General features: G+C 52.8%; 26 protein-coding genes and 1 tRNA gene. 12 read left to right on the forward strand and 15 right to left on the reverse strand.

Features of this window, described 5'->3' with window-relative positions; translation table 11 throughout:
* Window positions 1-57: 57 nt before the first annotated feature.
* From C1N64_RS07915 to C1N64_RS07925, 3 genes are all read right to left on the reverse strand, one after another.
* Window positions 58-861, reverse strand: coding sequence for a TraB/GumN family protein (locus C1N64_RS07915; RefSeq protein WP_006117911.1), 804 nt, complete (start codon window positions 859-861; stop codon window positions 58-60).
* Between the two features lie 67 nt (window positions 862-928).
* Window positions 929-3,445, reverse strand: coding sequence for a copper-exporting P-type ATPase CopA (copA, locus tag C1N64_RS07920; RefSeq protein ID WP_375096565.1), 2,517 nt, complete (start codon window positions 3,443-3,445; stop codon window positions 929-931).
* 430 nt (window positions 3,446-3,875) lie between these two features.
* Entirely contained in the window at window positions 3,876-4,208 is a 333-nt protein-coding gene (locus tag C1N64_RS07925; protein ID WP_033738713.1) for a seryl-tRNA synthetase class IIa, read from the reverse strand.
* A 400-nt stretch (window positions 4,209-4,608) separates the two neighbouring features.
* Between C1N64_RS07925 and cueR the strand changes: the two genes are divergently transcribed.
* Window positions 4,609-5,025, forward strand: coding sequence for a Cu(I)-responsive transcriptional regulator (gene cueR / locus C1N64_RS07930; protein WP_006117867.1), 417 nt, complete (start codon window positions 4,609-4,611; stop codon window positions 5,023-5,025).
* Here the strand turns inward: cueR and C1N64_RS07935 are convergent.
* From C1N64_RS07935 to tesA, 5 genes are all read right to left on the reverse strand, one after another.
* Window positions 5,001-5,459 (reverse strand): NfeD family protein, encoded by a 459-nt coding sequence (locus C1N64_RS07935; protein WP_263756875.1) that lies wholly within the window; start codon window positions 5,457-5,459, stop codon window positions 5,001-5,003. The genes cueR and C1N64_RS07935 overlap by 25 nt on opposite strands.
* The gene (locus tag C1N64_RS07940; RefSeq protein ID WP_006117865.1) at window positions 5,459-6,373 is read right to left on the reverse strand and encodes an SPFH domain-containing protein; all 915 of its coding nucleotides are present in this window, start codon (window positions 6,371-6,373) and stop codon (window positions 5,459-5,461) included. The genes C1N64_RS07935 and C1N64_RS07940 overlap by 1 nt, the downstream gene beginning before the upstream one ends.
* A 58-nt stretch (window positions 6,374-6,431) precedes the next feature.
* Window positions 6,432-7,289: a co-chaperone YbbN gene (locus C1N64_RS07945; protein WP_006117864.1), complete on the reverse strand. Its 858-nt coding sequence runs from the start codon at window positions 7,287-7,289 to the stop codon at window positions 6,432-6,434.
* 79 nt (window positions 7,290-7,368) lie between these two features.
* Entirely contained in the window at window positions 7,369-8,142 is a 774-nt protein-coding gene (locus C1N64_RS07950; RefSeq protein WP_394515381.1) for an SDR family oxidoreductase, read from the reverse strand.
* Window positions 8,143-8,162: 20 nt separating this feature from the next.
* The gene (tesA, locus tag C1N64_RS07955; RefSeq protein WP_174250603.1) at window positions 8,163-8,786 is read right to left on the reverse strand and encodes a multifunctional acyl-CoA thioesterase I/protease I/lysophospholipase L1; all 624 of its coding nucleotides are present in this window, start codon (window positions 8,784-8,786) and stop codon (window positions 8,163-8,165) included.
* Between tesA and ybbA the strand changes: the two genes are divergently transcribed.
* Window positions 8,754-9,440: a putative ABC transporter ATP-binding protein YbbA gene (gene ybbA, locus C1N64_RS07960; RefSeq protein WP_058701138.1), complete on the forward strand. Its 687-nt coding sequence runs from the start codon at window positions 8,754-8,756 to the stop codon at window positions 9,438-9,440. The two genes, tesA and ybbA, sit on opposite strands and share 33 nt — an antisense overlap.
* The gene (gene ybbP, locus C1N64_RS07965) at window positions 9,437-11,854 is read left to right on the forward strand and encodes a putative ABC transporter permease subunit YbbP (protein WP_394515502.1); all 2,418 of its coding nucleotides are present in this window, start codon (window positions 9,437-9,439) and stop codon (window positions 11,852-11,854) included. The genes ybbA and ybbP overlap by 4 nt, the downstream gene beginning before the upstream one ends.
* Before the next feature lie 43 nt (window positions 11,855-11,897).
* Here ybbP and purK read toward each other — a convergent pair whose 3' ends face one another.
* The 4 genes from purK to ppiB all read right to left on the reverse strand — a co-directional run bounded on the left by purK (window position 11,898) and on the right by ppiB (window position 14,991).
* Complete coding sequence (gene purK, locus C1N64_RS07970; RefSeq protein ID WP_394515382.1) at window positions 11,898-12,962, reverse strand: 5-(carboxyamino)imidazole ribonucleotide synthase; 1,065 nt, start codon at window positions 12,960-12,962, stop codon at window positions 11,898-11,900.
* The gene (gene purE / locus C1N64_RS07975) at window positions 12,959-13,468 is read right to left on the reverse strand and encodes a 5-(carboxyamino)imidazole ribonucleotide mutase (protein WP_205952773.1); all 510 of its coding nucleotides are present in this window, start codon (window positions 13,466-13,468) and stop codon (window positions 12,959-12,961) included. The genes purK and purE overlap by 4 nt, the downstream gene beginning before the upstream one ends.
* Window positions 13,469-13,780: 312 nt before the next feature.
* Window positions 13,781-14,497 (reverse strand): UDP-2,3-diacylglucosamine diphosphatase, encoded by a 717-nt coding sequence (lpxH, locus tag C1N64_RS07980; protein WP_033738726.1) that lies wholly within the window; start codon window positions 14,495-14,497, stop codon window positions 13,781-13,783.
* The gene (gene ppiB / locus C1N64_RS07985) at window positions 14,497-14,991 is read right to left on the reverse strand and encodes a peptidylprolyl isomerase B (protein WP_006117856.1); all 495 of its coding nucleotides are present in this window, start codon (window positions 14,989-14,991) and stop codon (window positions 14,497-14,499) included. Before ppiB ends, lpxH begins: the two co-directional genes overlap by 1 nt.
* A gap of 215 nt (window positions 14,992-15,206) precedes the next feature.
* Between ppiB and cysS the strand changes: the two genes are divergently transcribed.
* Window positions 15,207-16,592 carry a cysteine--tRNA ligase gene (gene cysS / locus C1N64_RS07990; protein WP_394515383.1) on the forward strand — a complete coding sequence of 462 codons (1,386 nt, stop codon included), beginning with the start codon at window positions 15,207-15,209 and terminating at the stop codon, window positions 16,590-16,592.
* 42 nt (window positions 16,593-16,634) lie between these two features.
* The gene (locus tag C1N64_RS07995) at window positions 16,635-17,741 is read left to right on the forward strand and encodes an AAA family ATPase (protein WP_058708299.1); all 1,107 of its coding nucleotides are present in this window, start codon (window positions 16,635-16,637) and stop codon (window positions 17,739-17,741) included.
* A 26-nt stretch (window positions 17,742-17,767) separates the two neighbouring features.
* Here C1N64_RS07995 and ybcJ read toward each other — a convergent pair whose 3' ends face one another.
* Window positions 17,768-17,980 carry a ribosome-associated protein YbcJ gene (gene ybcJ / locus C1N64_RS08000; protein WP_006117853.1) on the reverse strand — a complete coding sequence of 71 codons (213 nt, stop codon included), beginning with the start codon at window positions 17,978-17,980 and terminating at the stop codon, window positions 17,768-17,770.
* Window positions 17,980-18,846 (reverse strand): bifunctional methylenetetrahydrofolate dehydrogenase/methenyltetrahydrofolate cyclohydrolase FolD, encoded by an 867-nt coding sequence (folD, locus tag C1N64_RS08005; RefSeq protein WP_394515384.1) that lies wholly within the window; start codon window positions 18,844-18,846, stop codon window positions 17,980-17,982. Before folD ends, ybcJ begins: the two co-directional genes overlap by 1 nt.
* A 174-nt stretch (window positions 18,847-19,020) precedes the next feature.
* On the opposite strand from folD, the gene C1N64_RS08010 reads away from it, so the two are divergent.
* The 7 genes from C1N64_RS08010 (at window position 19,021) to C1N64_RS08040 (ending at window position 23,756) form a co-directional block, all read left to right on the forward strand.
* Window positions 19,021-19,524: a DUF1198 family protein gene (locus C1N64_RS08010; protein WP_054634384.1), complete on the forward strand. Its 504-nt coding sequence runs from the start codon at window positions 19,021-19,023 to the stop codon at window positions 19,522-19,524.
* A 94-nt stretch (window positions 19,525-19,618) separates the two neighbouring features.
* A tRNA-Arg gene (locus C1N64_RS08015) sits at window positions 19,619-19,695 on the forward strand.
* A 164-nt stretch (window positions 19,696-19,859) separates the two neighbouring features.
* Complete coding sequence (locus C1N64_RS08020; protein ID WP_394515385.1) at window positions 19,860-21,044, forward strand: tyrosine-type recombinase/integrase; 1,185 nt, start codon at window positions 19,860-19,862, stop codon at window positions 21,042-21,044.
* Between the two features lie 14 nt (window positions 21,045-21,058).
* Window positions 21,059-21,871 carry a DUF6387 family protein gene (locus C1N64_RS08025; protein ID WP_054634382.1) on the forward strand — a complete coding sequence of 271 codons (813 nt, stop codon included), beginning with the start codon at window positions 21,059-21,061 and terminating at the stop codon, window positions 21,869-21,871.
* 80 nt (window positions 21,872-21,951) lie between these two features.
* Window positions 21,952-22,572, forward strand: a complete 621-nt coding sequence (locus tag C1N64_RS08030) for a zinc ribbon domain-containing protein (protein ID WP_394515386.1) — start codon at window positions 21,952-21,954, stop codon at window positions 22,570-22,572.
* A 307-nt stretch (window positions 22,573-22,879) separates the two neighbouring features.
* Window positions 22,880-23,092: a helix-turn-helix transcriptional regulator gene (locus C1N64_RS08035; RefSeq protein ID WP_111208571.1), complete on the forward strand. Its 213-nt coding sequence runs from the start codon at window positions 22,880-22,882 to the stop codon at window positions 23,090-23,092.
* 40 nt (window positions 23,093-23,132) lie between these two features.
* Window positions 23,133-23,756, forward strand: a complete 624-nt coding sequence (locus tag C1N64_RS08040) for a hypothetical protein (RefSeq protein WP_394515387.1) — start codon at window positions 23,133-23,135, stop codon at window positions 23,754-23,756.
* Between the two features lie 142 nt (window positions 23,757-23,898).
* Here C1N64_RS08040 and C1N64_RS08045 read toward each other — a convergent pair whose 3' ends face one another.
* Window positions 23,899-24,573 carry a DUF3289 family protein gene (locus C1N64_RS08045; RefSeq protein WP_394515388.1) on the reverse strand — a complete coding sequence of 225 codons (675 nt, stop codon included), beginning with the start codon at window positions 24,571-24,573 and terminating at the stop codon, window positions 23,899-23,901.
* Window positions 24,574-24,686 lie beyond the last annotated feature (113 nt).

Genomic DNA, 24,686 nt, shown 5'->3' on the forward strand with positions numbered 1-24,686 from the left:
ACACATTCCTCTTTGAAGAGCCGATATGACTGTCGGCTCTCTTTTTTTTATCCCTGATTACTCCGCCCGTAGCAGGGCTGGCAGATTGTTCTCACCATATAAATGCAGTGCGCCGACGGCCACCACATAACGTCCCGCGGGCAACGTTTGTAATCGCCCGCGCCACTCACGGTTGCGCTGGCTAATCAGCGTGTCATTGAGCGTCTGACTGAACGTCGCCGGTAAGGCGATTTGCGGTTCGCGGGGCGGGCTTTCCAGCCACCAGCTCACCATCGTCTGCAACATGCGCGCGTTGGTGTGCCAGTGCGTCAGCGTATCCTGCAGCAGCGCCATACCGTTATCGGGCAGCGACTTTAACAGGGTGATTTGCGCGTCTGCGCCCTCCAGCTCAATCACGGGTTTTTGCAGTGAACGTGCCGCCTGAAGCAACTGATAATCAATGCCGTAATCCGGGCGCAATCCCAGCCGCTGGGCCTGACGGGCCTGCAGCATCAACGCAATTTGCCAGGCTGGTGACGTATCAAACTGCGTCAGGGACAAACCGGTCTCATTGCATAAGGCGTCCAGCTTCGCCAGCGTGCCTTCATCCATACGCACCGACAGCGGCGGGCATACTTCGGTGTCATCAAATGGCGAACCGCCCTGAGTAATATCCGCTTCCACTACCAGGGCATCGGCATTTTGCAACTGTTGTAGCAGCCGCACTGGCAGAGGCTGCATATCGCGCGTGCCCATATGAATGCTTCCCACCAGATGAAACTGGCATGCTCCCGACCGGATATCGACGGCCGGCCACCGGTAGCTGGTGGGAAAAAGGGGCGCCATCCAGTTACGCAAACGTTGCCAAAGGCTCGCAGTCATTCCCTGTCCTTACTGTGTTAAAGACACCATGCTAGCGGGATCCGGCGGCGAAAAACAGAGGCGGCCGTTAAGGCTTCTTGCGCGGTGTGAAGCGCAGTAGCCGGTTAGCATTGCTGACGACGGTAATCGATGAGAGTGCCATCGCCGCGCCGGCAACAATCGGGCTGAGTAACAACCCCGTGAAGGGATAGAGCACGCCCGCAGCCAGCGGAATACCGATAATGTTGTAGATAAAGGCACCAAACAGGTTCTGACGGATATTCCTGAGTGTGGCGGATGCAATCGCTAAGGCATCTGCCACGCCATGCAGGTCGTCACGTAGCAACGTTATCGATGCGCTTTCCACCGCCACATCACTGCCGCCGCCCATGGCTATGCCGACATCCGCCTGGGCCAGCGCGGGTGCATCATTGATCCCATCGCCGATCATGGCGACCTGACGGCCTTGCTGCTGCAACTGGCTGATCGCATCGGCTTTACCTTCCGGCAAAACACCCGCAATCACTTCATCCATGCCCACGTCATCAGCAATAGCGCGGGCGGTATTCTCATGGTCCCCGGTCAGCATAATCAACCGGTAACCTGCCTGATGCAGCCGTTGCAGCGCTTCACCCGCCTCCGGCCGCAGAGTATCACGCAGGCTAATCAGGCCAGTAAGCTTCCCGTCTTCAGCCAGTAAAACCGGCGTTGCGCCCTGGCGGGTTAGTCTCTCCGTTTCTTCCTGTGCCGCCTGGCAATCCACACCGTGCTCGCTTAACAGGCTGACATTACCCAGGACAAGTTGTCTGCCGTTAAGAATGCCACTCACCCCTTTGCCGCGTATTGTACGAAATTGCGAAATCTCAGGCTTCTCGCCAGCGCCGGCCTCTGCCACGATAGCTTTCGCCAGTGGATGCCCTGACGCCTGTTCCAGTGCCGCAGCGGCAGAGAGCACGGCATCGCGGGTGCTGCCCTGCCAGGTGATAACCTCGGTGACCTGCGGGGCACCTTGGGTAAGCGTGCCCGTTTTATCAAACACCAGCGTGTCGATATGACTTGCGCGTTGCAATGCATCGGCATCCCGCACCAGCACACCGTATTCAGCAGCGCGTCCGGTGCCCGCGATAATCGACATCGGTGTTGCCAGACCCAGCGCACAGGGACAGGCGATGATCATGACGGTGGTGGCCACAACCAGCGCATAGGCCAGTTGGGGCTGTGGACCCACCAGGTACCAAATCAGCGCACTCAGCAAGGCAATAACCACGACCACCGGTACGAAGACCGCAGAGATACGATCCGCAAGACGGCCAACCTCAGGTTTGCTGCTCTGCGCTTTACGTACCAGCTGAATAATTCGTGCCAGCGCGGTATTGCCGCCAGTCGCCTGCGCAATAAAGCGAACGGTCCCGTCCTGCACCAGCGTACCGGCAAACAGGCGATCGCCCTGTGTTTTGGATTGGGGAACCGCTTCGCCAGTCAGCATTGCTTCGTCACACCAGGCTTCGCCTGACTGTACCTCGCCGTCTACGGGGATACGATCGCCTGCGACCAGTCGCAGGATCATACCGGGCTCTACCGCGCTGACGGGCATAAGCGTCTCACCTTGTTCCGTGATGACATTGGCCTGTGCGGGCGTAAGATCCAGCAGCCGCTCCAGGGCGCGTGAGGCACGCTGGCGCGCGCGTTGTTCAAGCGCATGGCCCAGATTGATCAGGCCCAGAATCATCACGCTGGCTTCAAAATAGAGATGACGCGCCTGCGGCGGGAAAAAGTCAGGCCAGACGACCACGCTGAAGGAGTAACTCCAGGCGGCCGCCGTTCCCAGCGCCACCAGCGTATCCATGGTGGCGCTGCGGTTAAGGAGACTGCGCCAGGCGCTGCGGTAGAAATGGCCACCCGCCCCGATCATTACCAGCAGGGTGAGCATCCCGAGGACCAGCCAGGTGGTTCTGTTCGCGGCAGTGAGCATCATATTGTCGCCCATCATGCCCCATACCATCAGTGGCACGCCTAGCAGCAGCGCGACGCCCGCCTGCCAGCTAAAGCGACGCAGGGCGCGTCGGGCGCTGATTTGCTGCTTTTCACGCCGTTGCTGCTCGTCGTCAACCACTTCCGCACCGTAACCGGCCGCATCCACGGCAGCGACCAGCTGCTGTGGCTCAACATGGCCCATGACCAGCGCGCTTCGCTCGGCAAGGTTAACGCGTGCCTGCTGTACACCGGCAACCTGTTCAAGGGCTTTTTCAACCCGGCTGACGCAACTGGCACAGCTCATGCCGTCAATAAGCAGGACGTGAGCAGGCAATGCTTCGGTTGCCGGCAGAGAAGAGGACTCCGTTGTCAGCGCCTCCGGCGGCGGCTCTGATGCTGTCAACGGCTCAGGCTTTGGGCGCGCGCCTTCAGGTTTCAGCGTTGCATGATAGCCCGCCTGTTCGACAGTGGCGATGAGCGAAGTGACCTCGGCGCTGCCAGAAATGCTGGCTTCCTGTTGGGTGACCTCGGCCTGTTCAACATCGTCGCGCTGCTCAAGCGCCTCTTTTACGCGTTTAACGCAATGGCCGCAGGATAATCCTTCCAGTGCCAGGATAACCGTATTTGACATCGTTGACTCCTTGGTTGGTGTGGCGGAGTGAGTAGTCAGAAGTGACTGTGACTAAGGATAAACCTTCCATCAAGGGGAAGGTCAAATACAGGCTGTTAAAAGGGACAGAATGCCAGAATGGGTGGGTAAAAAATGTGCAGCCCGTGTCGCGGGTGGGGGTGGAAAAGCAAAAGCCCCGGGTTATCCGCGGGGCTTTTATGCATCGTTTCGGCGTCAGACGAGCTGTGTGACAACTAACCCGAATCGGATTATCTGAGCGGCGAGCCTTAGCCGGAATTACGCAGCAGGGCGCCTTCAGGGCCTGTCCGCTTCACTGTCAGACTTAATCGTTAATGATGGTCACGATACAGGGTTTTTTACGCGTTATCGCGGGGTGACGCACTGGCGCATTTAACGCAAAAAATACTGTACAACACCGCTGTGACGTCCATCATCCCTTCGGTCTTGTGAAGAGGACCAGTATGCCCAGAATAATGTCGCCAATCACCCAAATGCCGCCAATAGCCATGACACCTAAACCGGCACCGATCGCAGCACCCGCTCTTTCCGCATCAGAAGCCGCGTTGTTGACCACCTCGCCGCTTCCACTTAATCCGGCAACAAGGCAGTAGATCATGAGAATGTTAAACAGGATGAAAGCCCATTTGATGACTTTGCCAAAGAACGAACGGCGTGGTTTTCTGAGCTGTTTGGCACATGACGGACAACGTAATGCTGAATCACTTACTTCCTTATGACACTCCGGGCAGCTGACTAAAGCCATAATCACTCCTTAATTTATGTGATTAACAGTTAAAAATGGGCGGCATTTTATAAGATTTTTACGCATTGACAATATTTATATGGCTGTTTTTTATGGCTTTGATTTAAGTGCCGTGCTTGTGCACGGGCAGCCTGGGGCAGAGGAAGAGCTGCCAACGTAAGCAACATAAGGGAAACAGGAATCAACGCGCGGTCTCTGAAGCCTGACGATGAGCAGGCTCAGACCTCAGAAACGGGGTGATGTGCGCTATAGTTTCTCAGGAAAGCGGGTCAACATAGTGAAGTGAAACCAGGGTGATAAGGCAGAGGCTAAACAGGTAAATTGAGTATTAAGCCAGCAGCGTGCAAACGTTGTTTTCATCATCCCGCTAACTTTTAAGGGGAAGGGCAGGGAATCCATTATGAATATTAGTGCCGTAGCGAAAAAGACCGGACTGACCAGCAAGGCTATTCGTTTTTATGAGGAGAAGGGCGTCGTGACGCCCCCGTTGCGCGGGGATAATGGTTACCGGCATTACAATACGCATCATCTTGATGAGCTGAATCTGCTGCGCCAGGCGCGCCAGGTTGGCTTTACGCTGGATGAATGCCGCGAACTGGTTGCGCTGTTTAACGATCCTGAGCGTCACAGCGCCGATGTGAAGGCGCGTACGCTGCAAAAAGCCGATGAGATTGCTGCGCATATTGAAGAGTTGCACGCCATGCGCGCACGTTTGCTGGCGCTGGCGGCAGCCTGTCCGGGCAACGACAGTGCAGACTGCCCCATCATTAATGACCTGGCAGGTTGCTGCCGTCAGGCTGACGGCAAACGTGGCTGAATACGTAGCGTGATGCCTTCAACGGCCACGATGACCACTTCGGTTCCGGCAGGCAAATTGTGTTCGGCCTGAACGCGCCAGCTGCTGTCACCGATGCGCACATGTCCGATACCGTTTTGCAGCGTCTGTTCCAGCGTCAGGTGTAAACCAATCATCTGGCTGCCGCGCTGGTTCAGCGAACTGGGCTGCTGCTGACGTTCGCGGTAGCGTAGCCAGCGAGACCATAAAAATACGCTGACCAGTGTGGACAGGGCAAACAGCATCCCTTGTGCGGCCCAGTTCATGGGGAGAAACCAGACTACAAGGCCAACCAGCATCGCGGCCAGCCCGCTCCAGAGCAGATATCCACTGGTACCCAGCATCTCAGCCGCCAGCAGTAAGCCGCCCAGCGTCAGCCAGAATCCGTGCGGATGCGCCACAATTTCGCTGAGCATCAGCGCGTTGACTCGCTACGGGTTTCTTTTAACAACTCACTGATACCGCCAACGGCGCCCATCAGGCTGCTGGCATCCAGCGGCATCATCACCACTTTACTGTTGCTGGATTCGCCAATTTTTTGCAGCGCGTCGGTATATTTCTGCGCCACAAAGTAGTTCACGGCCTGGATATTGCCTGAGGCAATGGCGTCCGACACCATTTTTGTCGCACGGGCTTCCGCTTCAGCCTGGCGCTCACGCGCTTCTGCCTGAAGGAAAGCTGACGTTCTTTCCCCTTCCGCTTTCAAAATCTGGGCCTGTTTCTCTCCCTCCGCGCGCAAAATCTCTGCCTGACGCACGCCCTCCGCCGTTAAAATATCGGCACGTTTGGTGCGTTCGGCCTTCATTTGCGCATTCATAGCACCGATCAGCTCCTGCGGCGGCCGGACATCGCGGATTTCGATACGGGTGATTTTTACGCCCCAGGGATTGGTGGCTTCGTCCAGAATATGCAGCAGGCGCGTATTAATGCTGTCACGCTGGGACAGCATCTCGTCAAGTTCCATGCTGCCCAGCACGGTGCGCATATTGGTCATAGTGAGGTTGAGGATAGCCAGTTCAAGATTACTGACTTCATAGGCAGCCCGTGCCGGATCAATAGCCTGAACAAAACAGACGGCGTCGATGGTCACGTTCGCATTATCTTTGGAGATGATCTCCTGGGAGGGAATATCCAGCACCCGTTCCATCATGTTGATCTTATGCCCGATACGATCCATGAAAGGCACGACCAGACTCAGGCCGGGCTGCAGTGTACGGGTATAACGACCAAAGCGTTCAACTGTCCACTGGTAACCTTGCGGCACAATTTTCACGCCGGACCAGACAATGACCAGTGCGACCAGAATAAGAACGGGAATAACCGTGAACATATAACCTCCGGGTTGTCAGCGTGACGGGCCAAGTCGTTCGGCCCGTTTTCTGCTTACCTCAGTAAAGCAGGGAGTAAAGCTGGCGGCGGTAGCGCGCAGCGAGGGCGTCGCCGGTGCCTAATGCAGCCAGAATCTCCTGCAACATTTTACGCGCCTGGCCATCTGCAGCATTCAGATCGCGCTTGATAAAGCTGAAGAGCAGTTCCAGCGCTTCTTCATTGCGTCCGACCTGATGCAGCTGAAGCGACAGTTTGGTTGCCAGTTCGGCGTTGTCCGGATCACTTTCCAGCTGCGACTGCAACTGCTGAATTTCTGGCGTGTCAGCGGCCTGTTTCAGCAGGTCGATCTGCGCGACCAGGCTTTGATAACGGGTGTCCTGATCCTGCAGGGGAACGGCCTTTAATACGGTTTCAGCTTCGTCGCTACGATTTAACGTAATCAGCACTTCTGCCAGCAGAAAGCCGATTTCGCTGTCTTTATTACTGAGCTGCCAGGCGTCTTTCAGCAGCGGCAGCGCGTCCAGCGGTTTGCCTTCCTGCATCAGCGCCATCGCCTGTTGGGCTTTTAGCTCTTCTTCGCGCGGCAGCACTTTTTCCAGCAGGGCGCGCACGGCCTCTTCTGGCTGCGGCCCCTGGAAGCCATCGACGGGCTGGCCATTCTGGAACAGGTAAACCGTGGGAATGGAGCGTAACCCAAACTGTGAGGCAACCCGTTGTTCCTTGTCACAATCCAGTCTGGCAAGAATAAACTGGCCTGCATATTCCTGCGCCAGGCGTTCCAGCAGTGGCGTCAGTTCCTGACAGTGTTGGCTGCGATCCGACCAAAAGTAGAACAGCACCGGAATCTGCATTGACTGCTCAAGGGTCTGATGCAGGTTGGATTCGTTAATGTCGATAATCGAAGCGTGTGGTGACATGACTAAGTCTCTTTGCAGAAAATGTTTAAAGAATATGGGGCCGACCGACCCGGCTTCAAGTTGTATTCGCGGATTCGCCTCACTGACTGCGAATTATGCGATCCAGTATCCAGCCAGGCAGCAGACGTTTCAACAGGCTCATGATATGCGCGACCAGCGTCACCGGATAACGCAGGCGAGGATGGTTGCTCTCCAGTGCGTGGCGCAGTTTGGGTAAAATGGCCTCAGGTGGTAATGTAAAACGTGCCGCAAGGCCCGGATTTTGCACCGGATTATCCTGCTCACTCTGAGTAACATTATCCGTGAAGCGGGTATGAATGGGACCCGGTTCGATTAAACTGACACGCACGCCACTGGTATGCAGTTCCATACGTAACGCGTCGCTCCAGGCTTCCAGCGCGTATTTACTGGCCGCATAAGCGCCGCGGCCCGGCGTCGAAATAATGCCCAGCACCGAGCTGGTATTAATGATTCGGGCATTGCCCCAGGCCTTTAAGGCCGGGAGCAGGCGCAGGGTGAGCTGATGAGTGCCGAACACATTGCTGGAAAACTGCTTTTCCAGTTGCTGGCGCGTCAGGGTATTTAAGGGACCATAGGTGCCAAATCCCGCATTGTTAAACAGCGCAAACAGTCGGCCATGCGTCAGCGCCAGTACCCTGTCGGCAGCGCGATCAACGCTGTCAGGATCGTCCAGATCCAGCTGCAGCCCTGTGAATCCCAGGCTGTCCATCCGTGCGACATCGTCGGCTTTACGACAGGCTGCGATGACGTGATAGCCGCGTGCCAGCAGATCTTTGGCGGCGACCAGACCAATCCCGCTGGAGCAGCCCGTTATCAAAATGGTTTTTTGCATGCGTTACCTTTTTTGCACAACTACTGCTTAACTAAGGGAGCCAGCTCTTTTGCCATCAGGTCGGCGATAAACGGTTGGGCATCAGGATTGGGGTGAATCCCATCCTGCTGCATCCATTCCGGTTTCAAATAAACCTGCTCCATAAAAAAGGGCACTAAAGCAATGTCGTACTGTTTTGCCAGTTGCGGATAAATATCGCGGAAGGCATCAGTATAACGGCGGCCATAGTTCGCGGGTAAACGTATCTGCATCAGAATCGGTTTTGCCTTTGCGGCTTTCACCTGATCGATGATGGTGCCCAGCGTTTGCGCCACGTCTTTGGGAGGAAAGCCGCGCAGACCGTCATTACCGCCCAGTTCGATTAACACCCACTGCGGCTGATGTTGTTTTAATAGGGCAGGTAAGCGTGCCAGCCCTTGTGCGGCGGTATCGCCACTGATACTGGCATTCACGACGCTGGGCTGCTGCTGCCACTGTTTATTCAGCAGGCTGGGCCAGGCCTGACTGGCTGACATTTGATAGCCTGCGCTCAGGCTGTCACCCAGCACCAGCAACGTATCGGCCGCAGCAAGACGGGACACCAACAGACAGCACAATAACAGGAAAGGATAATGCCAGCGGAAAACATTCTTGAAGTTCATCATCTTACTAAGTCCGTGGGTCAGGGAGAGCATCAGTTAACCATCCTTACCGGAGTTGAGTTAGTTGTCAAACCAGCAGAAACGATTGCCCTGATTGGCGAGTCAGGATCCGGTAAATCTACCTTGCTGGGCATTCTGGCCGGGCTGGATGACGGCAGCGAAGGTGAAGTGCATCTGTTGGGGCAGCCGTTACATCACATGAACGAAGAACAGCGTGCCGCGTTGCGCGCGAAGCAGGTCGGGTTCGTGTTCCAGTCATTTATGCTGGTGCCCACGCTCAACGCGCTGGAAAACGTCCAGTTACCTGCACTGCTGCGCGGTGAGAGCGATCGGCAGAGCCGCGATCAGGCGCGCGATCTCCTGACGCAGTTAGGCCTGGCCGGGCGTTTACAGCATCTGCCTGCGCAGTTATCCGGCGGCGAACAACAACGCGTTGCGCTGGCGCGGGCGTTCAGCGGCCGTCCGGGGCTGCTGTTTGCCGATGAACCCACAGGCAATCTGGATCGCCACACCGGCGATCGCATTGCCGACCTGTTATTTTCCCTCAATCGCGATTTTGCCACGACGTTAATTCTGGTTACCCACGATGCGCAGCTGGCGGCGCGTTGTGACCGCCGTTTGCGTCTGCGCGAGGGAAAATTATGGGAGGAAAAATGATCTGGCGGTGGTTCTGGCGTGAGTGGCGCTCGCCCTCATTATTGATCGTCTGGCTGGCGTTAACGCTGGCTGTCGCCTGTGTGCTGGCGCTGGGATCGATTAGCGATCGCATGGAAAAGGGGCTGAGCCAGCAGAGCCGGGATTTTATGGCAGGCGATCGCACGTTGCGCAGCAGCACGGCGGCGCCGGCGGCATGGCTGGATAAAGCCCGCGAAACGGGGTTATTAGTCAGCCGACAGTTAAGCTTTATGACCATGACTTTTGCCGGTCAGACACCGCAGTTGGCTGCGGTGAAAGCCGTAGAAAACACTTATCCGATGTTTGGTGAGCTGAAAACGCAGCCGCCAGGCCTGAAGCCCCAGCCCGGTACCGCGCTGGCCGCGCCGCGTTTAATGGCACTGCTTAATCTGCACGTCGGCGATGAACTGGATGTGGGCGATACTACGCTACGTATTACGGGTGAGATTATCCAGGAGCCAGATGGCGGTTTTAATCCGTTTGAGATGGCCCCGCGTTTACTGATTAACCTGGCTGACGCGGATAAAACCGGCGCCATCCAGCCCGGCAGTCGCCTCACCTGGCGCTACAAATTCGCAGGCAAGCCTCAGCAACTGGACACGTATGACCGCTGGATAACGCCACAGATTAAAACCGGGCAGCGCTGGATCAGTATTGAAAATTCGGAAGACGCGCTGGGCCGCTCCATGCAGCGTGCCCAGCAGTTTTTGCTGTTATCTGCTCTGTTAACGCTGATGCTCGCCATTGCCGCCGTGGCGGTCGCCATGAGTCACTACTGCCGCAGCCGCTACGATCTGGTGGCCGTGCTGAAAACGCTGGGTGCCACGCGCGGCGCGTTACAACGATTGATCATCGGTCAGTGGCTGGCGGTGTTGCTGCTGGCCGCCCTGGCCGGTGGTGCAGTCGGTCAGGTGGTTGAAGCCATCCTGATGGCGATGTTGAAACCGGTGCTGCCGGCGTCTCTGCCAGCGGCCAGCCTGTGGCCGTGGGTGTGGGCGATCGGTTCGCTGTTTATGATTTCCCTGCTGGTGGGATTACGTCCTTACCGCTTGCTGCTGGCGACACAGCCGTTACGCGTGTTGCGACGCGATGCCGTTGCCGCCGTCTGGCCGCTGAAAATCTATCTGCCCGCGATGGGCTTACTGGTGGTGGCGCTGCTGGCGGTACTGGTCGGTGGCAGCAAAATGCTCTGGGCACTGCTGGCGGGCGTGATGGTGCTGGCAGGGCTGCTGGCCCTGCTCGGCTGGGGCACATTACTGCTTCTGCGTCGTTTGTCCGTACGTAATCTGGCGCTGCGGCTTGCCATTAATCGTTTACTGCGTCAGCCTGCTATGACGCTGAGTCAGCTTGCCGCCTTTTCCCTGTCGTTTATGTTACTGGCGTTGCTGCTGGTGATGCGGGGTGATCTGCTGGATCGCTGGCAGCAGCAGTTGCCCGCAGACAGCCCGAACTTTTTCCTGCTCAACATCACGGCGGAGCAGATTCCGCAGGTGCGTGAGTTTCTGCAGTCGCATCAGGTTAAACCTGAAACCTTTTACCCGATTGCGCGCATGCGCCTGAGTGAGATTAACGGTCAGCCTGCCGATCCCGCACGGGACAACGCGCTGAACCGCGAACTGAATCTGACTGCGCTGGCAACGCTTCCCGATCATAATCCGCTTGTCGCGGGGAGCTGGCCGCCGAAAGCCGGAGAAGTGTCCATGGAGGTGGCGCTGGCCGATCGCCTGGGGGTAAAACCGGGCGACAGTTTGACCTTTGAGGGCGATACGCAGCGGTTCAGCGCCAAAATCACCAGTCTGCGAAAAGTGGACTGGGAAAGCCTGCGCCCCAATTTCTTCTTTATTTTTCCCCCCGGCGCGCTGGACAGCCAGCCGCTGACCTGGCTGACCAGTTTCCGTCTGGACAACCGTGCCGCATTACTGGCGCAGCTTAACCGCACATTCCCCACGCTGAGTCTGCTGGATATCGGCAGTATCCTGCGTCAGATTGGACAGGTTCTGACCCAGGTCAGCCAGGCACTGGAAATCATGGTAGTGCTGGTCACGGCCTGCGGTGTATTGCTGCTCATGGCGCAGATTCAGGTGGGGATGCGCCAGCGCCGACAGGAGCTGGTCGTCTATCGCACGCTGGGCGCGGGCAAACGTCTGCTGCGCACTACGTTGTGGTGTGAATTTGCGCTGATTGGCGTCGTCTCGGGCATTGCGGCGGCGCTCGGTGCTGAGGCCGCACTCTGGGCATTGCAGCGTAAAATCTTTGATTTTCCGTGGCAACCCGACTGGACATTGTGGCTGGCCTTACCGCTGGGCGGCGCGCTCTTACTGTCGCTCTGTGGTGGCTGGCTGGGCGTGCGTTTGTTGAAAGGCAATGCGTTGTTCAGGACGTTTGACGCGACGTAAAACCGACCGGGCGCGATTATACTGCGCCCGGTCGTGAACAGATTTACAGCTTGGCTGCTGCCCAGCGAATACCGCTGGCATACCCGGCAGGTAACAGCGGCAACAAGGCCTGCAAGGCGGCAGCGAGACGGCTCTGGTCGCTGTCGGTCAGGTTGAGGTGACCGACTTTGCGTCCTTCACGCACCGCTTTGTCGTACCAGTGCAAATGCACCAGCGGCTGCTGGAGCCAGTCAGTATTTAACGCTGTGCCAATCAGGTTAACCATCACTGAGGGCGCAATGACCACGGGCTGTGGCAGAGCCAGACCCAGAATAGCGCGCAGGTGAAGTTCAAACTGACTGATTGAGGCCCCGTTCTGAGTCCAGTGCCCGCTGTTGTGAACGCGAGGTGCCAGTTCGTTAATCAGCAATCCCTGCGGCGTGACAAAGCATTCCATGGCCATGACGCCGACGTAGTTCAGCTCGTGCAGGATGGCGCTTAACATCGCCTCAGCCTGCTGTTGCTGCGCGGCATCTGCCTGCGGGAACGCAACGCTGGTACGCAGAATGCCTTCTTCATGCAGATTATGTGTCAGCGGATAAAATACGGTGCTGCCATCATGGCCGCGCGCGCCGACCAGCGACACTTCCCCCGAGAAGTTAATGCCTTGTTCGACAATGCATTCACCATAACAGTCGTCGGGTAACGTATCGGTTTCACCGGCACGTAACCGCCATTGGCCACGACCGTCATAACCGCCCGTGCGGCGCTTAACAATAGCCAGTTCGCCCAACGTTTTGAAAACGTGCGGCCATTCATCTTTATCCGCCAGCAGTTGCCAGGGGGCAGTCGCCAGACTGAGCTGATCCAGCAGCTGTTTTTGCGTCAGACGGTCGGCCAGCCGCGGGAAGATATCGCGATTCACAAAGGCCGGGTGGCTCGCGAGTTCGCGCGTCAGTGCCGTCTCGGGCCAGCGTTCGATCTCAGCCGTAATCACGCTCCCGGCGATAGGCAGGGTAGCGGGGTCGGCATCCAGACCAACCGGATGCACGGCAATGCCCATAGGCTCGCCCGCCTGACGTAACATACGGCCAAGCTGTCCGTTACCCAATACGCAAACCGGCTTCATGCTTCCTCCCGCGGGTCCGGATTGTCCAGTACCTCATCGGTCTGTGACTGACGCCAGGCGGCCAGACGTGACGCCAGCACGCTGTCATGAATCGCCAGAATCTGCGCCGCCAGCAGGGCTGCGTTAGCGGCGCCCGCTTTGCCAATGGCCAGCGTGCCGACCGGAATGCCGCGTGGCATTTGCACAATCGAGTAGAGGCTGTCGACGCCGCTCAGCGCGGCGCTCTGTACCGGCACACCGAGTACCGGCAGCAGGGTCTTGGCAGCCAGCATCCCTGGCAAATGCGCCGCGCCACCGGCACCGGCAATAATCACCTGAAAACCGTTGTCCGCTGCGGTTTCCGCAAAGCTAAACAGTTTATCCGGGGTACGGTGCGCTGACACCACTTCCACATGGAAGGGCACGTCCAGGCTGGTAAGGATTTCCGCAGCGAACTGCATGGTGGACCAGTCACTTTTGGAACCCATAACAACTGCGATGCGGGCCGGGGCGGCATTCGACGACATGCGGTCAACTCCTGTGAATAAAAACACACCTGACCAGGCGGACAGGTTTTGAAGGGCACAGAGAATACCATGAGAAAGGCGCAAGGAAAACGGTTGCGTCGGGCGGGTTAGCGTCAGACGATAAGCTTATCGCATCAGGAATGCATACGGCCTGAGTGAGTCAACTCAGCTCACTGCAGAGCGGGGAAGGCAGGCGGCAGGGCGTGAACGCGTTTCACTATGCTGACCTGCCGTCCGTTCGCACAGTCCCCGGGTACCTTGCGCCGCTCGACGGGCCTCAGCGCAGATGTGCAACGCGATGTCACCGGACGACTAAAAATCGAAGTCGATGAGCTGAATGCCGTTTGCATCCAGTTGGATCATTGATCCCCGGCTGTGCCAGGCACCCAATACCGCGCGCTGTGCGGGGGCTCCGTTCAGCGACACATCATGGATGGCGGGGCGGTGCGTATGACCATGAATCAGTAAAGGCACCTGCTGACGTACCATCGCATCGACCACGGCCTGTTGATTGACATCCATAATCTCCAGCGACTTATGCTGGTTGGCCTGTTTACTGTTGGCGCGCATCCGTGCCGCAATCCGTTTACGAATAAACAGCGGCAGCGTCAGGAACAGACGTTGAATCCAGGGATTATGCACTTTCGCCCGGAACTGCAGATAACCCGCATCGTCGGTGCACAACGTATCGCCATGCATGATCAGAAGTCGGTGACCATAAAGCGTCAGAACCTGCTCCTCGGGCAATAAGGTCATGCCGCTGGTGCGGGCAAAGCGTTTGCCGATCAGAAAATCGCGGTTGCCGTGAATAAAAAAGACCGGCACGGGCAGGGCATGAAGGGCGCTGGCAACCTGTTGATGCAGCGGATTCGGATCGTCATCACCGATCCAGGCTTCGAACAGATCGCCCAGAATATAAAGCGCGTCGCAGTGAGGCGCTTCGCGCTGCAAAAAATGCAGAAAACCGGCGGTAATCGCCGGTTCTTCCTGACACAGATGGAGATCTGCGATAAACAGCGTGCGCGACATTACTCGCTAACGGTCACTTTCTGAATGATGACGTCATCTTTCGGTACGTCCTGATGCATACCGCTGCGACCAGTTGAAACCGCTTTGATTTTCTCTACCACGTCCATCCCTTCAACTACTTCAGCAAATACACAGTAACCCCAGCCCTGCAGGCTTTCGTCACGGAAGTTCAGGAAGTCGTTGTCCGCCACGTTGATGAAGAACTGTGCGGTCGCAGAGTGCGGCGCAGAGGTACGGGCCATGGCCAGCGTGCCTTTGGTGTTTTTCAGACCGTTGTTGGCTTCGTTACGGATCTCTTCTTTGGTGGCTTTCTGCTTCATGCCAGGCTCAAAACCGCCGCCCTGAATCATAAAGCCGTTAATCACACGGTGGAAAATGGTGTTGTCGTAGAAACCTTCACGGCAGTAATCCAGGAAGTTCTTTACGGTTGCGGGCGCTTTGTCATCGAAGGTCTTGATCACGATATCGCCATGGTTAGTCTGGAAAGTTACCATTTTTTTCGTCCTGTAAAGGTTGTCGTCAGTAGCATAGGGTGTGCTTTTAAGCGCACACGCCTTTTTCTCGAACGTTCTTATATCATAATTTCCGATAATACGTCAGCCAGGCAGCGCAGTTGGCTTGCTTTGCGTCGCGTGACAGATAAAAATACGGCACAATAACAGGATACTCAAAACGGTGCGTTACGCACGCCTCACTACGGAAACCCCCAATGCTGAAGATTTACAACACCCTGAGTCGACAAAAAGAGGAATTCACCCCTATTCATGCTGGCAAAATCGGCATGTATGTCTGCGGCATCACGGTGTATGACCTCTGTCACATTGGGCACGGGCGCACGTTTGTGGCCTTCGACGTGGTTTCGCGCTATCTGCGCTACGTCGGTTATGACGTCAATTATGTGCGCAACATTACCGACATTGATGACAAAATCATCAAACGAGCCAATGAGAACGGCGAGAGCATCGAAACGCTGACCAACCGTATGATCGGCGAAATGCACAGCGACTTCGATGCGCTGGGGATTTTACCGCCGGATGTGGAGCCGCGTGCCACGCGCCATATTCCTGACATCATTGCGCTGGTGGAAACGCTGATTGCCCGCGGTCACGCCTATGTCGCGGATAACGGCGATGTCATGTTTGATGTCCTGAGCGATGTTGATTATGGCGCACTGTCGCGTCAGGATCTGGAGCAGCTACAGGCAGGTGCGCGTGTAGAGGTTGCCGACGTGAAACGTAACCCGATGGATTTCGTGCTGTGGAAAATGTCCAAAGCGGACGAACCTTCATGGCCATCGCCGTGGGGCAACGGTCGTCCGGGCTGGCACATTGAATGTTCGGCGATGAACTGCAAACAGCTGGGTGCGCACTTTGATATTCACGGTGGCGGTTCTGATCTGATGTTTCCCCATCATGAAAACGAAATCGCCCAGTCGACCTGTGCCCACGATGGTCCGTATGTGAATTACTGGATGCATTCCGGCATGGTGATGATTGACCGTGAAAAGATGTCGAAGTCACTGAACAACTTTTTCACCGTGCGCGATGTGCTACAGCATTATGATGCCGAAACCGTGCGTTACTTTCTGATGTCGGGCCACTATCGCAGCCAGCTAAATTATGGTGAAGATAACCTGAACCAGGCACGCGCCGCGCTGGAACGCCTTTACACCGCGCTGCGTCATACTGACCGCACCGTAGCGGCCAGCGGTGGCGAGGCGTTCGAAGCCCGTTTCCGCGAAGCAATGAACGACGATTTCAACACGCCAGAAGCCTATTCGGTGCTGTTTGATATGGCGCGTGAAGTGAATCGTCTGAAAAGTGAAGACATGACGGCCGCCAGTGCGCTGGCAGCAAAACTGCGTGAAATCGCCGATGTATTGGGGATTCTGCAACAGGAGCCGGAAGTGTTTTTGCAAAGCAGTGCCCAAGGCAATGACGACGAAGTGGCAGAAATTGAACGCTGGGTCAAAGCCCGCGCTGATGCGCGTGCGGCGAAAGACTGGGCACAGGCGGATGTGGCACGCGATAAGCTCAATGCGCTGGGCGTGATTGTGGAAGACGGACCGCAGGGTTCCACCTGGCGACGTAAATAAAACGCAACACAGGAGAGGGCGAGCAATCGCCCTTTTTTGTCGATGACGATAAAGCAGATTCACATTCGCGGTTTCCGTTCGGTACGCGATCTCACACTTCCGCTGCACCCGCTCAACGTGGTGAGCGGTCCCAACGGCTGTGGTAAATCCAATCTTTATAAAGCGGTGCGGCTGCTACACGAGGCGGCTAACGGACGGCTTGCTCTGGCGCTGGCCGAAGAGGGCGGGGTGCAAAAAGTGATGTGGGCGGGCGGATTGCGCCGTGGCGACCGCCGACATGATCCTAAGCGGCTCATCCTGGCCGTGACGATGGATGATATGGATTACCAGCTGGAAACCGGTTTTCCTGAACCGCTATCAACGAGCCTGTTTAACCTGGATCCGCTGGTTAAAGAAGAACGCATCTGGCTGAGTGGCCAGCAGCGCCGACCGTCTTCCTGCATTATGCAGCGCACTAATCAGACCGCCTTTCTGCATAACATCGACGGGGAGCGCGTCAGTTATGCTGGCGTACTGCATCCTGAAGAATCCCTGTTTGGACAACTGGGTGAGCCGCACCGCTATCCCGAACTTTCCCGGATGCGTGAACGCCTGAAAGCATGGCGCTTTTATCATGAGTTTGCCGTCTGGCCAGGTTCACCGATTCGTTCGCCGCAGATTGGCGTGCGCGCACCCGTTCTGGCCCATGATGGCAGTAATCTTGCCGCAGCATGGGCAACGATAGTGGAACGTGGGCATCATGAACTGTTGTATAAAGTGATGAAAACAGCCTTCCCGGACACTGAGTTTCAGGTGGATGTGCAGAACGGACGTTTTCAGATGCTGATGCAGCGCCAGGGCATTTTGCGCCCGCTGGAAAGCGCCGAATTTTCCGATGGTACGCTGCGCTTCCTGTGCCTGGTCGTGGCGCTGCTCAGCCCGCGCCCGCCTGCCTTTATGGCGCTGAACGAGCCTGAAAACAGCCTGCATGAGGATTTACTGCCTGCCCTTGCCGCCCTGATTGCCGAGGCCAGTCAGTTCAGTCAGTTATGGATCACCAGCCATTCACCCCGGCTGGCGACGCTGATTGCACAACATGCAGAGGTCAGTCACATTGCGCTGGAGCAGGTTAACGGTGAGACGCGGATAGTGGGAGAGGCGCGGATTTAAGGTGCCCCGCCTGGGGCACCAGCGGATCAGGCAACAACGGTAACGCGCTGCCCGGCAAACTCGACCGTTTGCCCCTGAAAGATTTTGCAGCGCTTACGGGTTTCGACTTCGCCGTCGACCCGCACCTCGCCGTCACCGATCGCCACTTTAGCCTGTGCACCGCTTTCTACCCAGCCTTCAAGTTTCAGCAGATCGCAGAGATCAACGTGGGGAAATTTGCCCAAAGAAAACGTAGCCATTATGCCTGCTCCCCATCATGAAACGCTTCGCATGCCTGCAAGGTATTTTGAATAAGTGTCGCCACGGTCATTGGCCCTACGCCACCCGGAACCGGGGTGATATAAGAAGCACGTTCAAAGGCAGCCTCATAATCCATATCCCCGACCACTTTGCCGCTTTCAAGACGGTTAATACCGACATCGATGACGATTGCGCCCGGTTTAATCCAGTCGCCCGGAATAAAATGGGGTTTACCGACCGCGACAATCAGCAGATCGGCGTGTTCAACATGGTGGCGCAGATCGCGGGTAAAACGGTGCGTGACGGTGGTTGTGCAGCCGGCTAACAGCAGTTCCATGCTCATGGGACGGCCCACAATATTTGATGCACCGACAACCACCGCATTGAGCCCGTAAGCATCAATGTTGTAGCGCTCCAGCAGTGTCACAATGCCGCGCGGGGTGCACGGGCGCAGTTTTGGCGCACGCTGGCACAGGCGACCAACGTTATAGGGATGGAAACCATCAACATCTTTATCGGGCGTGATGCGCTCAAGCACTTTGACGTTATCAATGCCGGCTGGCAAAGGCAGCTGCACCAGAATGCCATCGATCGTGTTGTCGCTGTTAAGAGTATCAATCAGCTGCAGCAATTCCGCTTCACTGGTGGTGTCGGGCAGATCGTAAGAGCGGGAGATAAAGCCGACTTCTTCACAGGCGCGGCGTTTGCTGCCGACATAAATCTGTGAGGCAGGGTTCTCACCTACCAAAACTACGGCCAGACCCGGTGCACGTTTACCGGCGGCCAAGCGTTGTTTCACTTTTTCTGCAACCTCAAGCCGTACCTGCTGCGCAATCGTTTTACCGTCAATAATTTTTGCTGCCATCAGAGCGTAAATCCACTGTGTTGAGTTTGAATCGGGAATGGCGCCTATTTTGTCAGAAGCACGTCCGGCTGTCAGGTAGAGATTCTGATCACAGTGTGGTTACCGACATTTCGCCGTGACGAAAGTATGGGTTAACGCTTATGATGCCAGACAGAGAAATGAAGGGAAGACGTAATGATTTGGTTAATAATCGCCACTTTAGTTGTCGTGTTTGTTATAGGCTTCCAACTGCTGACCGCCGGTTCGCGCCATGCCGCTCAGGCGCTCAGTAAGCGTCTACAACTCCCGCCGGTTCATATCGAATCCATGCTTTCCCTGATGGGAAAGGAGGCGGCAAAAGAGTTTACCGACTACATCAGCGGTGATAATGAAGCACATCTGAATAATGGTGCGGCAGTGCTGGTAATCTGGCAGGTGATGATTGTCGATGGCAGCGATGAAAATCTCTGGCGCTGGCACGGCGCACTCAGCCGGGCAGGCTTTACCGCGACGATTTCCCGCCAGCAGTTGTTGCTGGCGTTGGGCTTTTTGCGCCAGCTGGAACCGGATAGTCATGAGCTTAATGCGCTACGCGAGCAGTATAATACGCGCGTGACTCAGCAAGGCGTTGAGCTGGAAGGTGAAACCGCCGAGGTGAGTAACCTGGTGTCGCTGAGCGCCTGGCGAGACAAACATTAGCGAAAATTGGTCATTACCTGGGCACTCACCGCGTCGGCGCGGCAAAAACGTTGACGTAACAGCGTTCAACCGTATAATTCGACCCAACCTCTCCGCGCCCTTAGCTCAGCTGGATAGAGCACCGGCCTTCTAAGCCGTAGGTCACAGGTTCGAATCCTGTAGGGCGCGCCACTTTCTCTTCTGTTTACATCCCTTAAAGTCTATTTTTCCCTTAAAAATCAGAACATAAATCTCTTAATTGGTCCATTTCGGTCCAGGGTCACCTATTGCGTTCTTAACCAATATGGGGGCACGATAGGGGGCATCGACAGGTTCAATGGAAATGATGCCCCCAAATGAAGCTAACAGCCCGACAAATCGACTCTGCGAAGCCTAGGGAAAAGTCATACAAACTTTCCGACGGTGGAGGTATGTATCTTGAAATATTTCCAAACGGAGCCAAAAGCTGGCGACTCAAATACCGTATAGCTGGTAAAGAGAAGCGGGTAGTGTTTGGGACATATCCGTTACTGAGCCTCGCAGAAGCCAGACAGAAACGCTCAGAAGCTAAGAAGCTTCTCCTGGAAGGCGGAGACCCGAGTCAGCAGAAGCAGGATATCAAGGCTGCAAAAATTTTGGCTGTTAATAACAGCTTTGAGCTTATCGCTCTTGAATGGCATGAGCACAAGAAACCATCATGGTCAAAAGGTTATGCTACAGACATCCTGGAATACCTGAAGAAGGATATTTTTCCTCACATTGGTAAAAGACCTATTGCAGACATTAATACAAAAGAGATGCTCGATGTTTTTCGCAAGATGGAAAAACGGGGAGTTCTCGATAAGCTAAAGAAAACCCGTCAGGCATGTCGCCAGATTTTTACCTATGCAGTCATTTCTGGCAGGGCTGAGCACAATCCCGTATCAGATTTAGTCGGTGTGCTCAAAGCACCAAAGCAAAAACATTTTCCACATTTGTCAGTAACAGAACTGGGCGAGTTTCAGAGACAACTGGAGCAATATTCTGGTAGCAAAATCACTCAAATAGCTACTCAGCTTCTCATGCTAACTGGATTGAGGACGATTGAGCTTCGCTCAGCAGAATGGACCGAGATAGATTTCGAAAAACGTCTTTGGCAGATTCCTGTTGCTCGCATGAAAATGAAAAGACCACATATGGTGCCTTTATCTGATCAAGCTCTCAAGCTTCTTGAAGACTTAAGAGTGATTACTGGCGGATTCAGATTTATTTTTCCCGGCAGAAATGACTCACGAAAAAGCATGAGTGAAGCCAGTATCAATCAGGTAATCAAAAAGATCGGCTATGCAGGAAGGGCTACAGGACATGGCTTTCGACATACTCTAAGCACGATCTTGCATGAGCAAGGCTTTGAAAGTGCATGGATTGAGACACAGCTTGCTCATGCCGACAGAAATACTATTCGTGGCACCTACAACCATGCTCAATATCTGGAAGGGCGTCGTGAAATGATGCAATGGTATGCCGACTATCTCGAAGAATTGCAGAGAAATATTAATTAACCAAAGGTCTGAGTATGAAAACAGCCGAGATATACACAGAGCTTCAGAAATGGTTCAACTACGATAATTATCTTGAAATCGAATTATGCACATTAAAAGCCTTCCATAAGGAGTTACAGGTAAGAAAGAACATCCTCGATTCAATTGAGTTTTTTGGGGAAGGCGATGATAATTTTGACCAGATTCTTGCAGGTAAACCTTTAATCAGTAGAACAATTGAACTCGACACTCATCTGGCAGAAAGCCAAACGCACATACGACAAGTCACCTTTGGTCATATTGAAAGCCTAAAAAGATCTCTTGAAATGTTCTCGCAAGAATCGTTTGTCAAAGGTAGTGATCAACTTAAGAAAGAGGTCAGTGAGAAGCCACTTACTCAAAGTATGAGAGCCGTTGTTCTGGGAACAAACGAAAGCCGTGTGTATACCTTCTTTGACCTCGAAAGCTCATCGGATGATGAAATCATAGGCTCGCTTCGTGCACTACTTCCGGTATGGAGGAAAGAGTATGGAATCAAGGGCAGGAAGCAAGAGGCTTTCGGTCTGGGAAAGATTCTAAAGTTGGTTGACTACCGTATCCTTCCAATGCTGGATCTGCTTATATGGGCAAAATTGAAAGATATTTATCTTTCAAACACCATCCTTTCCAGAGTGCTTTATCCTAAGCTCACAGATGAGGTTCGAGGAGATGAACAACTCAAAGACACTGATCGTCCAATAGCTGAGAAAGCTCTGTCAGGTGAAACCAGTAAAAATATTGAGAGTTTCATCAACAAGAATCGTCATCTTAGCGATTTGTCATTATCACAATTGAGGAAACTTACCTGATTATAAAAAATCTTTGTAATAATAACATCATCCAATAGTAGTAAGAATTAGATGCTCAAACTGAAAAAAAGGGGGATGCAATGTTTTGTAATAAATGTGGTTCATCAATATCCGATTCTAATAACTTTTGTGGGCAATGCGGTGAGAGCTTAAGAGTTATAAAAAATGAAGTAAATCACTCTACGGCAGGTGATAATGGATTTAGCGCCGGGCAATACAATAATTTTACGGGCAATACTATTAATTTAGGTGTTAAGGATGAAAAGCCAATAGCTATAATTCATAGAAAATATGAAAAACCTGTTAAATTAATGGGCAAGCACATAAAAACAGTTTGGTTAATAGTAGCAGGGTTAGTTGGCTTTTTGGCTAATTTAGCAACGATTTTTACATCAATCGGAACCCCGAGTAACAATGATTTATTATTCGGACTGTTACTTGGCTTTAGTGTTTTACTTTTTAGTTTGGGTTTTTTATTGAGAAGGTTTCGTTTTGTGCATTTACTTTTCGGAACAAATGTCGAATCCGATAAATCCGGGTATGTATACATTACAAAAGTAGGAGGTGATTGTCCCCTTTGTGATGGGCAATTAAAACTTAGGAATTTCGGCCCTAAAAACAAAAAACAATTGTTATTATGTTGCACAAGAAATCCTGAACATCGGTCTCCTTTTGATCCGACTATATTAAAGGACTTATAAATTAAATATTCCAGGCCTGTGATAAAGGAAATTAATCTCAGGCTATGTGAAATATTAAATACAGTGGGTTACACCGCAAATGTTCGATGTCCTACAGCACAAGGGTGGAAGAGAACTGGTTTTCGGAATCTAAGTTTATCCGTTTCCATAAAATGCAATCGATGTCAAGAGAGTGCGAAGAATTATTATTCTCCCCCACAATAGTTCTTTAATTATCACCCACAAGAAACAATGTCCACTACATCCCTTCAAAGCCTGTTCCCGTCTACTTAGTATCAACTCATCGACAAGACGAGGAGATACAATCATGAACACATCTACTAAACAAACCACACGACTTATCCGCTTACCAGAAGTCATGCATAAAACAGGTTACAAGAAAGCATGGATTTACCGATTGATTTCTGAAAATAAATTCCCTAAACCTATCAAACTGGGGGCAAGGTCTGTAGCTTTTATTGAGATTGAAGTCGATGAGTGGATTTCTGACACCATTAGCAATTCGAGAACAGCTTCATAGTTAGGCTCCAGACGAAGAACATCGACAAAGTGAGGACAATGTGGAAATCAAAGAATTCATGAATATTGGGAGCCTTTCTCGGCTTGTGAGTCAAAAAACTTTTGATAAGATTTTTGATGCTGAAGCTATCAGGTTATTACCTATGAATACATTGAGTAAGAAATCCGTGGCCTGTTTAAGCTATTACCTCGAAGATAGCGAATACAATCCATTTCAGTTTTTACCTGAGTTAAATGAAGAGAGCCGAAACTATATCTATGAAACCATACTGTCAGTGATTAAATGTAATGAGCTACTCAGAAAGTTATCGAAGAAAATCACTAAGAATGAAATTAATATTGCTGTAAAAGAGACTGAAAAGGGCGAAGGCCATGTATTGCTCTGTAGCTTAAGTGTGCAAAAAGGGATGCTAGACCATTATGTGAAAACAATGCCGGATCTTCTGCCAGATGAAGATTCATTTATGACAGATGATATTGAACTTCTTAAGCTAAGCACTGAAGATATAATAAAAATTTTGCTGTGTGACATGTTGGAAAGAGGAGCATTGATGATTCATATGGGAGATGAACTCCGTAGTAAAGCTAAAAATATTCAAGAGGAATACTGGAACGAAGTAGAAAGTATTTACAATGGACGAACAACAATACAAATTACTATTTAAAATATCATCATTTTAAAAATGTAAAGTTTTAAGATTAAAAAATAGTAAAATTTAACGGAATACTTTACAAATTATTTTTTGGTGCCGCTGTATTACTTATGCAATAAGGCTTTATTAGTTTTTCTTCTTGAATCGGGTATGACTACCATCTATCTTCTTTATCTAAGCCAAAATGGTCTTGTGCTCTGTATTTGACAACCGCAGTATATTTATTGCCTTGAAAGGTCAGGCTTTCAATAGAAATTTCTGTGCTGTTTATGTCATGGACGGTAATCCCCATACCATTGACGAAATCTTTCCATCTTGTGTATTTAGGTAAATGGCTTTTAGATAACACAGTTGAGAAATGTTCTTTCGTTAATTGGGACTTGTTGAAATCAAATTGCTCGATAGTATTTTTAATTATGGATAATGTGCTATCGACAGAGTTGTCACTCAAAATAAGATTTCTGTAGGCATAGTTCATAGTCGGATGCTGATAATCTTTTCCATTATTGCGCTGCATATGATTGAAAAGATCTATGATCAAGCCTTGGTATGGTCCTCGGAAAGAAAAGACATAGGACTGAGATCTCAGTTCATCGTATAACATCGCTATGGCTCTTTCCCTGCTAACTGGCCGGATGGAGTTAGTAGCGGGATGCTGATAGGATGGACCAAAAGTAGTCCAGTCTATGAAAGTTGATACTTGTCCCAGATGGTAATGCTTTTTCAGCGTATCAACATCCATATCGCCACTTTGCATGTCATCGGCGTTTCTGTCATTGAATCTTTTTTTTGTGGTGAAAATGGTTAGTTTTTTGTCGATTCCCTTCATTCAGCATCAATCCCTATCAGTCAAATGACTAAGTATTATACATTTTCAGTTTATTAGGTTGGTTAAGAATTTTCTTAACATTTTCTATGCTAAGAGTCATCGTAGCTCATACA

Source organism: Pantoea sp. SGAir0215 (genome assembly GCF_043543215.1).

Excerpts from the sequence above, each read along its gene's own strand:
- C1N64_RS07915 (WP_006117911.1), bottom strand. The coding sequence starts at position 861 with ATGACTGCGAGCCTTTGGCAACGTTTGCGTAACTGGATGGCGCCCCTT.
- copA (WP_375096565.1), bottom strand. The coding sequence starts at position 3,445 with ATGTCAAATACGGTTATCCTGGCACTGGAAGGATTATCCTGCGGCCAT.
- C1N64_RS07925 (WP_033738713.1), bottom strand. The coding sequence starts at position 4,208 with ATGGCTTTAGTCAGCTGCCCGGAGTGTCATAAGGAAGTAAGTGATTCA.
- cueR (WP_006117867.1), top strand. The coding sequence starts at position 4,609 with ATGAATATTAGTGCCGTAGCGAAAAAGACCGGACTGACCAGCAAGGCT.
- C1N64_RS07935 (WP_263756875.1), bottom strand. The coding sequence starts at position 5,459 with ATGCTCAGCGAAATTGTGGCGCATCCGCACGGATTCTGGCTGACGCTG.
- C1N64_RS07940 (WP_006117865.1), bottom strand. The coding sequence starts at position 6,373 with ATGTTCACGGTTATTCCCGTTCTTATTCTGGTCGCACTGGTCATTGTC.
- C1N64_RS07945 (WP_006117864.1), bottom strand. The coding sequence starts at position 7,289 with ATGTCACCACACGCTTCGATTATCGACATTAACGAATCCAACCTGCAT.
- C1N64_RS07950 (WP_394515381.1), bottom strand. The coding sequence starts at position 8,142 with ATGCAAAAAACCATTTTGATAACGGGCTGCTCCAGCGGGATTGGTCTG.
- ybbA (WP_058701138.1), top strand. The coding sequence starts at position 8,754 with ATGCCAGCGGAAAACATTCTTGAAGTTCATCATCTTACTAAGTCCGTG.
- tesA (WP_174250603.1), bottom strand. The coding sequence starts at position 8,786 with ATGATGAACTTCAAGAATGTTTTCCGCTGGCATTATCCTTTCCTGTTA.
- ybbP (WP_394515502.1), top strand. The coding sequence starts at position 9,437 with ATGATCTGGCGGTGGTTCTGGCGTGAGTGGCGCTCGCCCTCATTATTG.
- purK (WP_394515382.1), bottom strand. The coding sequence starts at position 12,962 with ATGAAGCCGGTTTGCGTATTGGGTAACGGACAGCTTGGCCGTATGTTA.
- purE (WP_205952773.1), bottom strand. The coding sequence starts at position 13,468 with ATGTCGTCGAATGCCGCCCCGGCCCGCATCGCAGTTGTTATGGGTTCC.
- lpxH (WP_033738726.1), bottom strand. The coding sequence starts at position 14,497 with ATGTCGCGCACGCTGTTTATCGCAGATCTCCATCTGTGTCAGGAAGAA.
- ppiB (WP_006117856.1), bottom strand. The coding sequence starts at position 14,991 with ATGGTAACTTTCCAGACTAACCATGGCGATATCGTGATCAAGACCTTC.
- cysS (WP_394515383.1), top strand. The coding sequence starts at position 15,207 with ATGCTGAAGATTTACAACACCCTGAGTCGACAAAAAGAGGAATTCACC.
- C1N64_RS07995 (WP_058708299.1), top strand. The coding sequence starts at position 16,635 with ATGACGATAAAGCAGATTCACATTCGCGGTTTCCGTTCGGTACGCGAT.
- ybcJ (WP_006117853.1), bottom strand. The coding sequence starts at position 17,980 with ATGGCTACGTTTTCTTTGGGCAAATTTCCCCACGTTGATCTCTGCGAT.
- folD (WP_394515384.1), bottom strand. The coding sequence starts at position 18,846 with ATGGCAGCAAAAATTATTGACGGTAAAACGATTGCGCAGCAGGTACGG.
- C1N64_RS08010 (WP_054634384.1), top strand. The coding sequence starts at position 19,021 with ATGATTTGGTTAATAATCGCCACTTTAGTTGTCGTGTTTGTTATAGGC.
- C1N64_RS08020 (WP_394515385.1), top strand. The coding sequence starts at position 19,860 with ATGAAGCTAACAGCCCGACAAATCGACTCTGCGAAGCCTAGGGAAAAG.
- C1N64_RS08025 (WP_054634382.1), top strand. The coding sequence starts at position 21,059 with ATGAAAACAGCCGAGATATACACAGAGCTTCAGAAATGGTTCAACTAC.
- C1N64_RS08030 (WP_394515386.1), top strand. The coding sequence starts at position 21,952 with ATGTTTTGTAATAAATGTGGTTCATCAATATCCGATTCTAATAACTTT.
- C1N64_RS08035 (WP_111208571.1), top strand. The coding sequence starts at position 22,880 with ATGAACACATCTACTAAACAAACCACACGACTTATCCGCTTACCAGAA.
- C1N64_RS08045 (WP_394515388.1), bottom strand. The coding sequence starts at position 24,573 with ATGAAGGGAATCGACAAAAAACTAACCATTTTCACCACAAAAAAAAGA.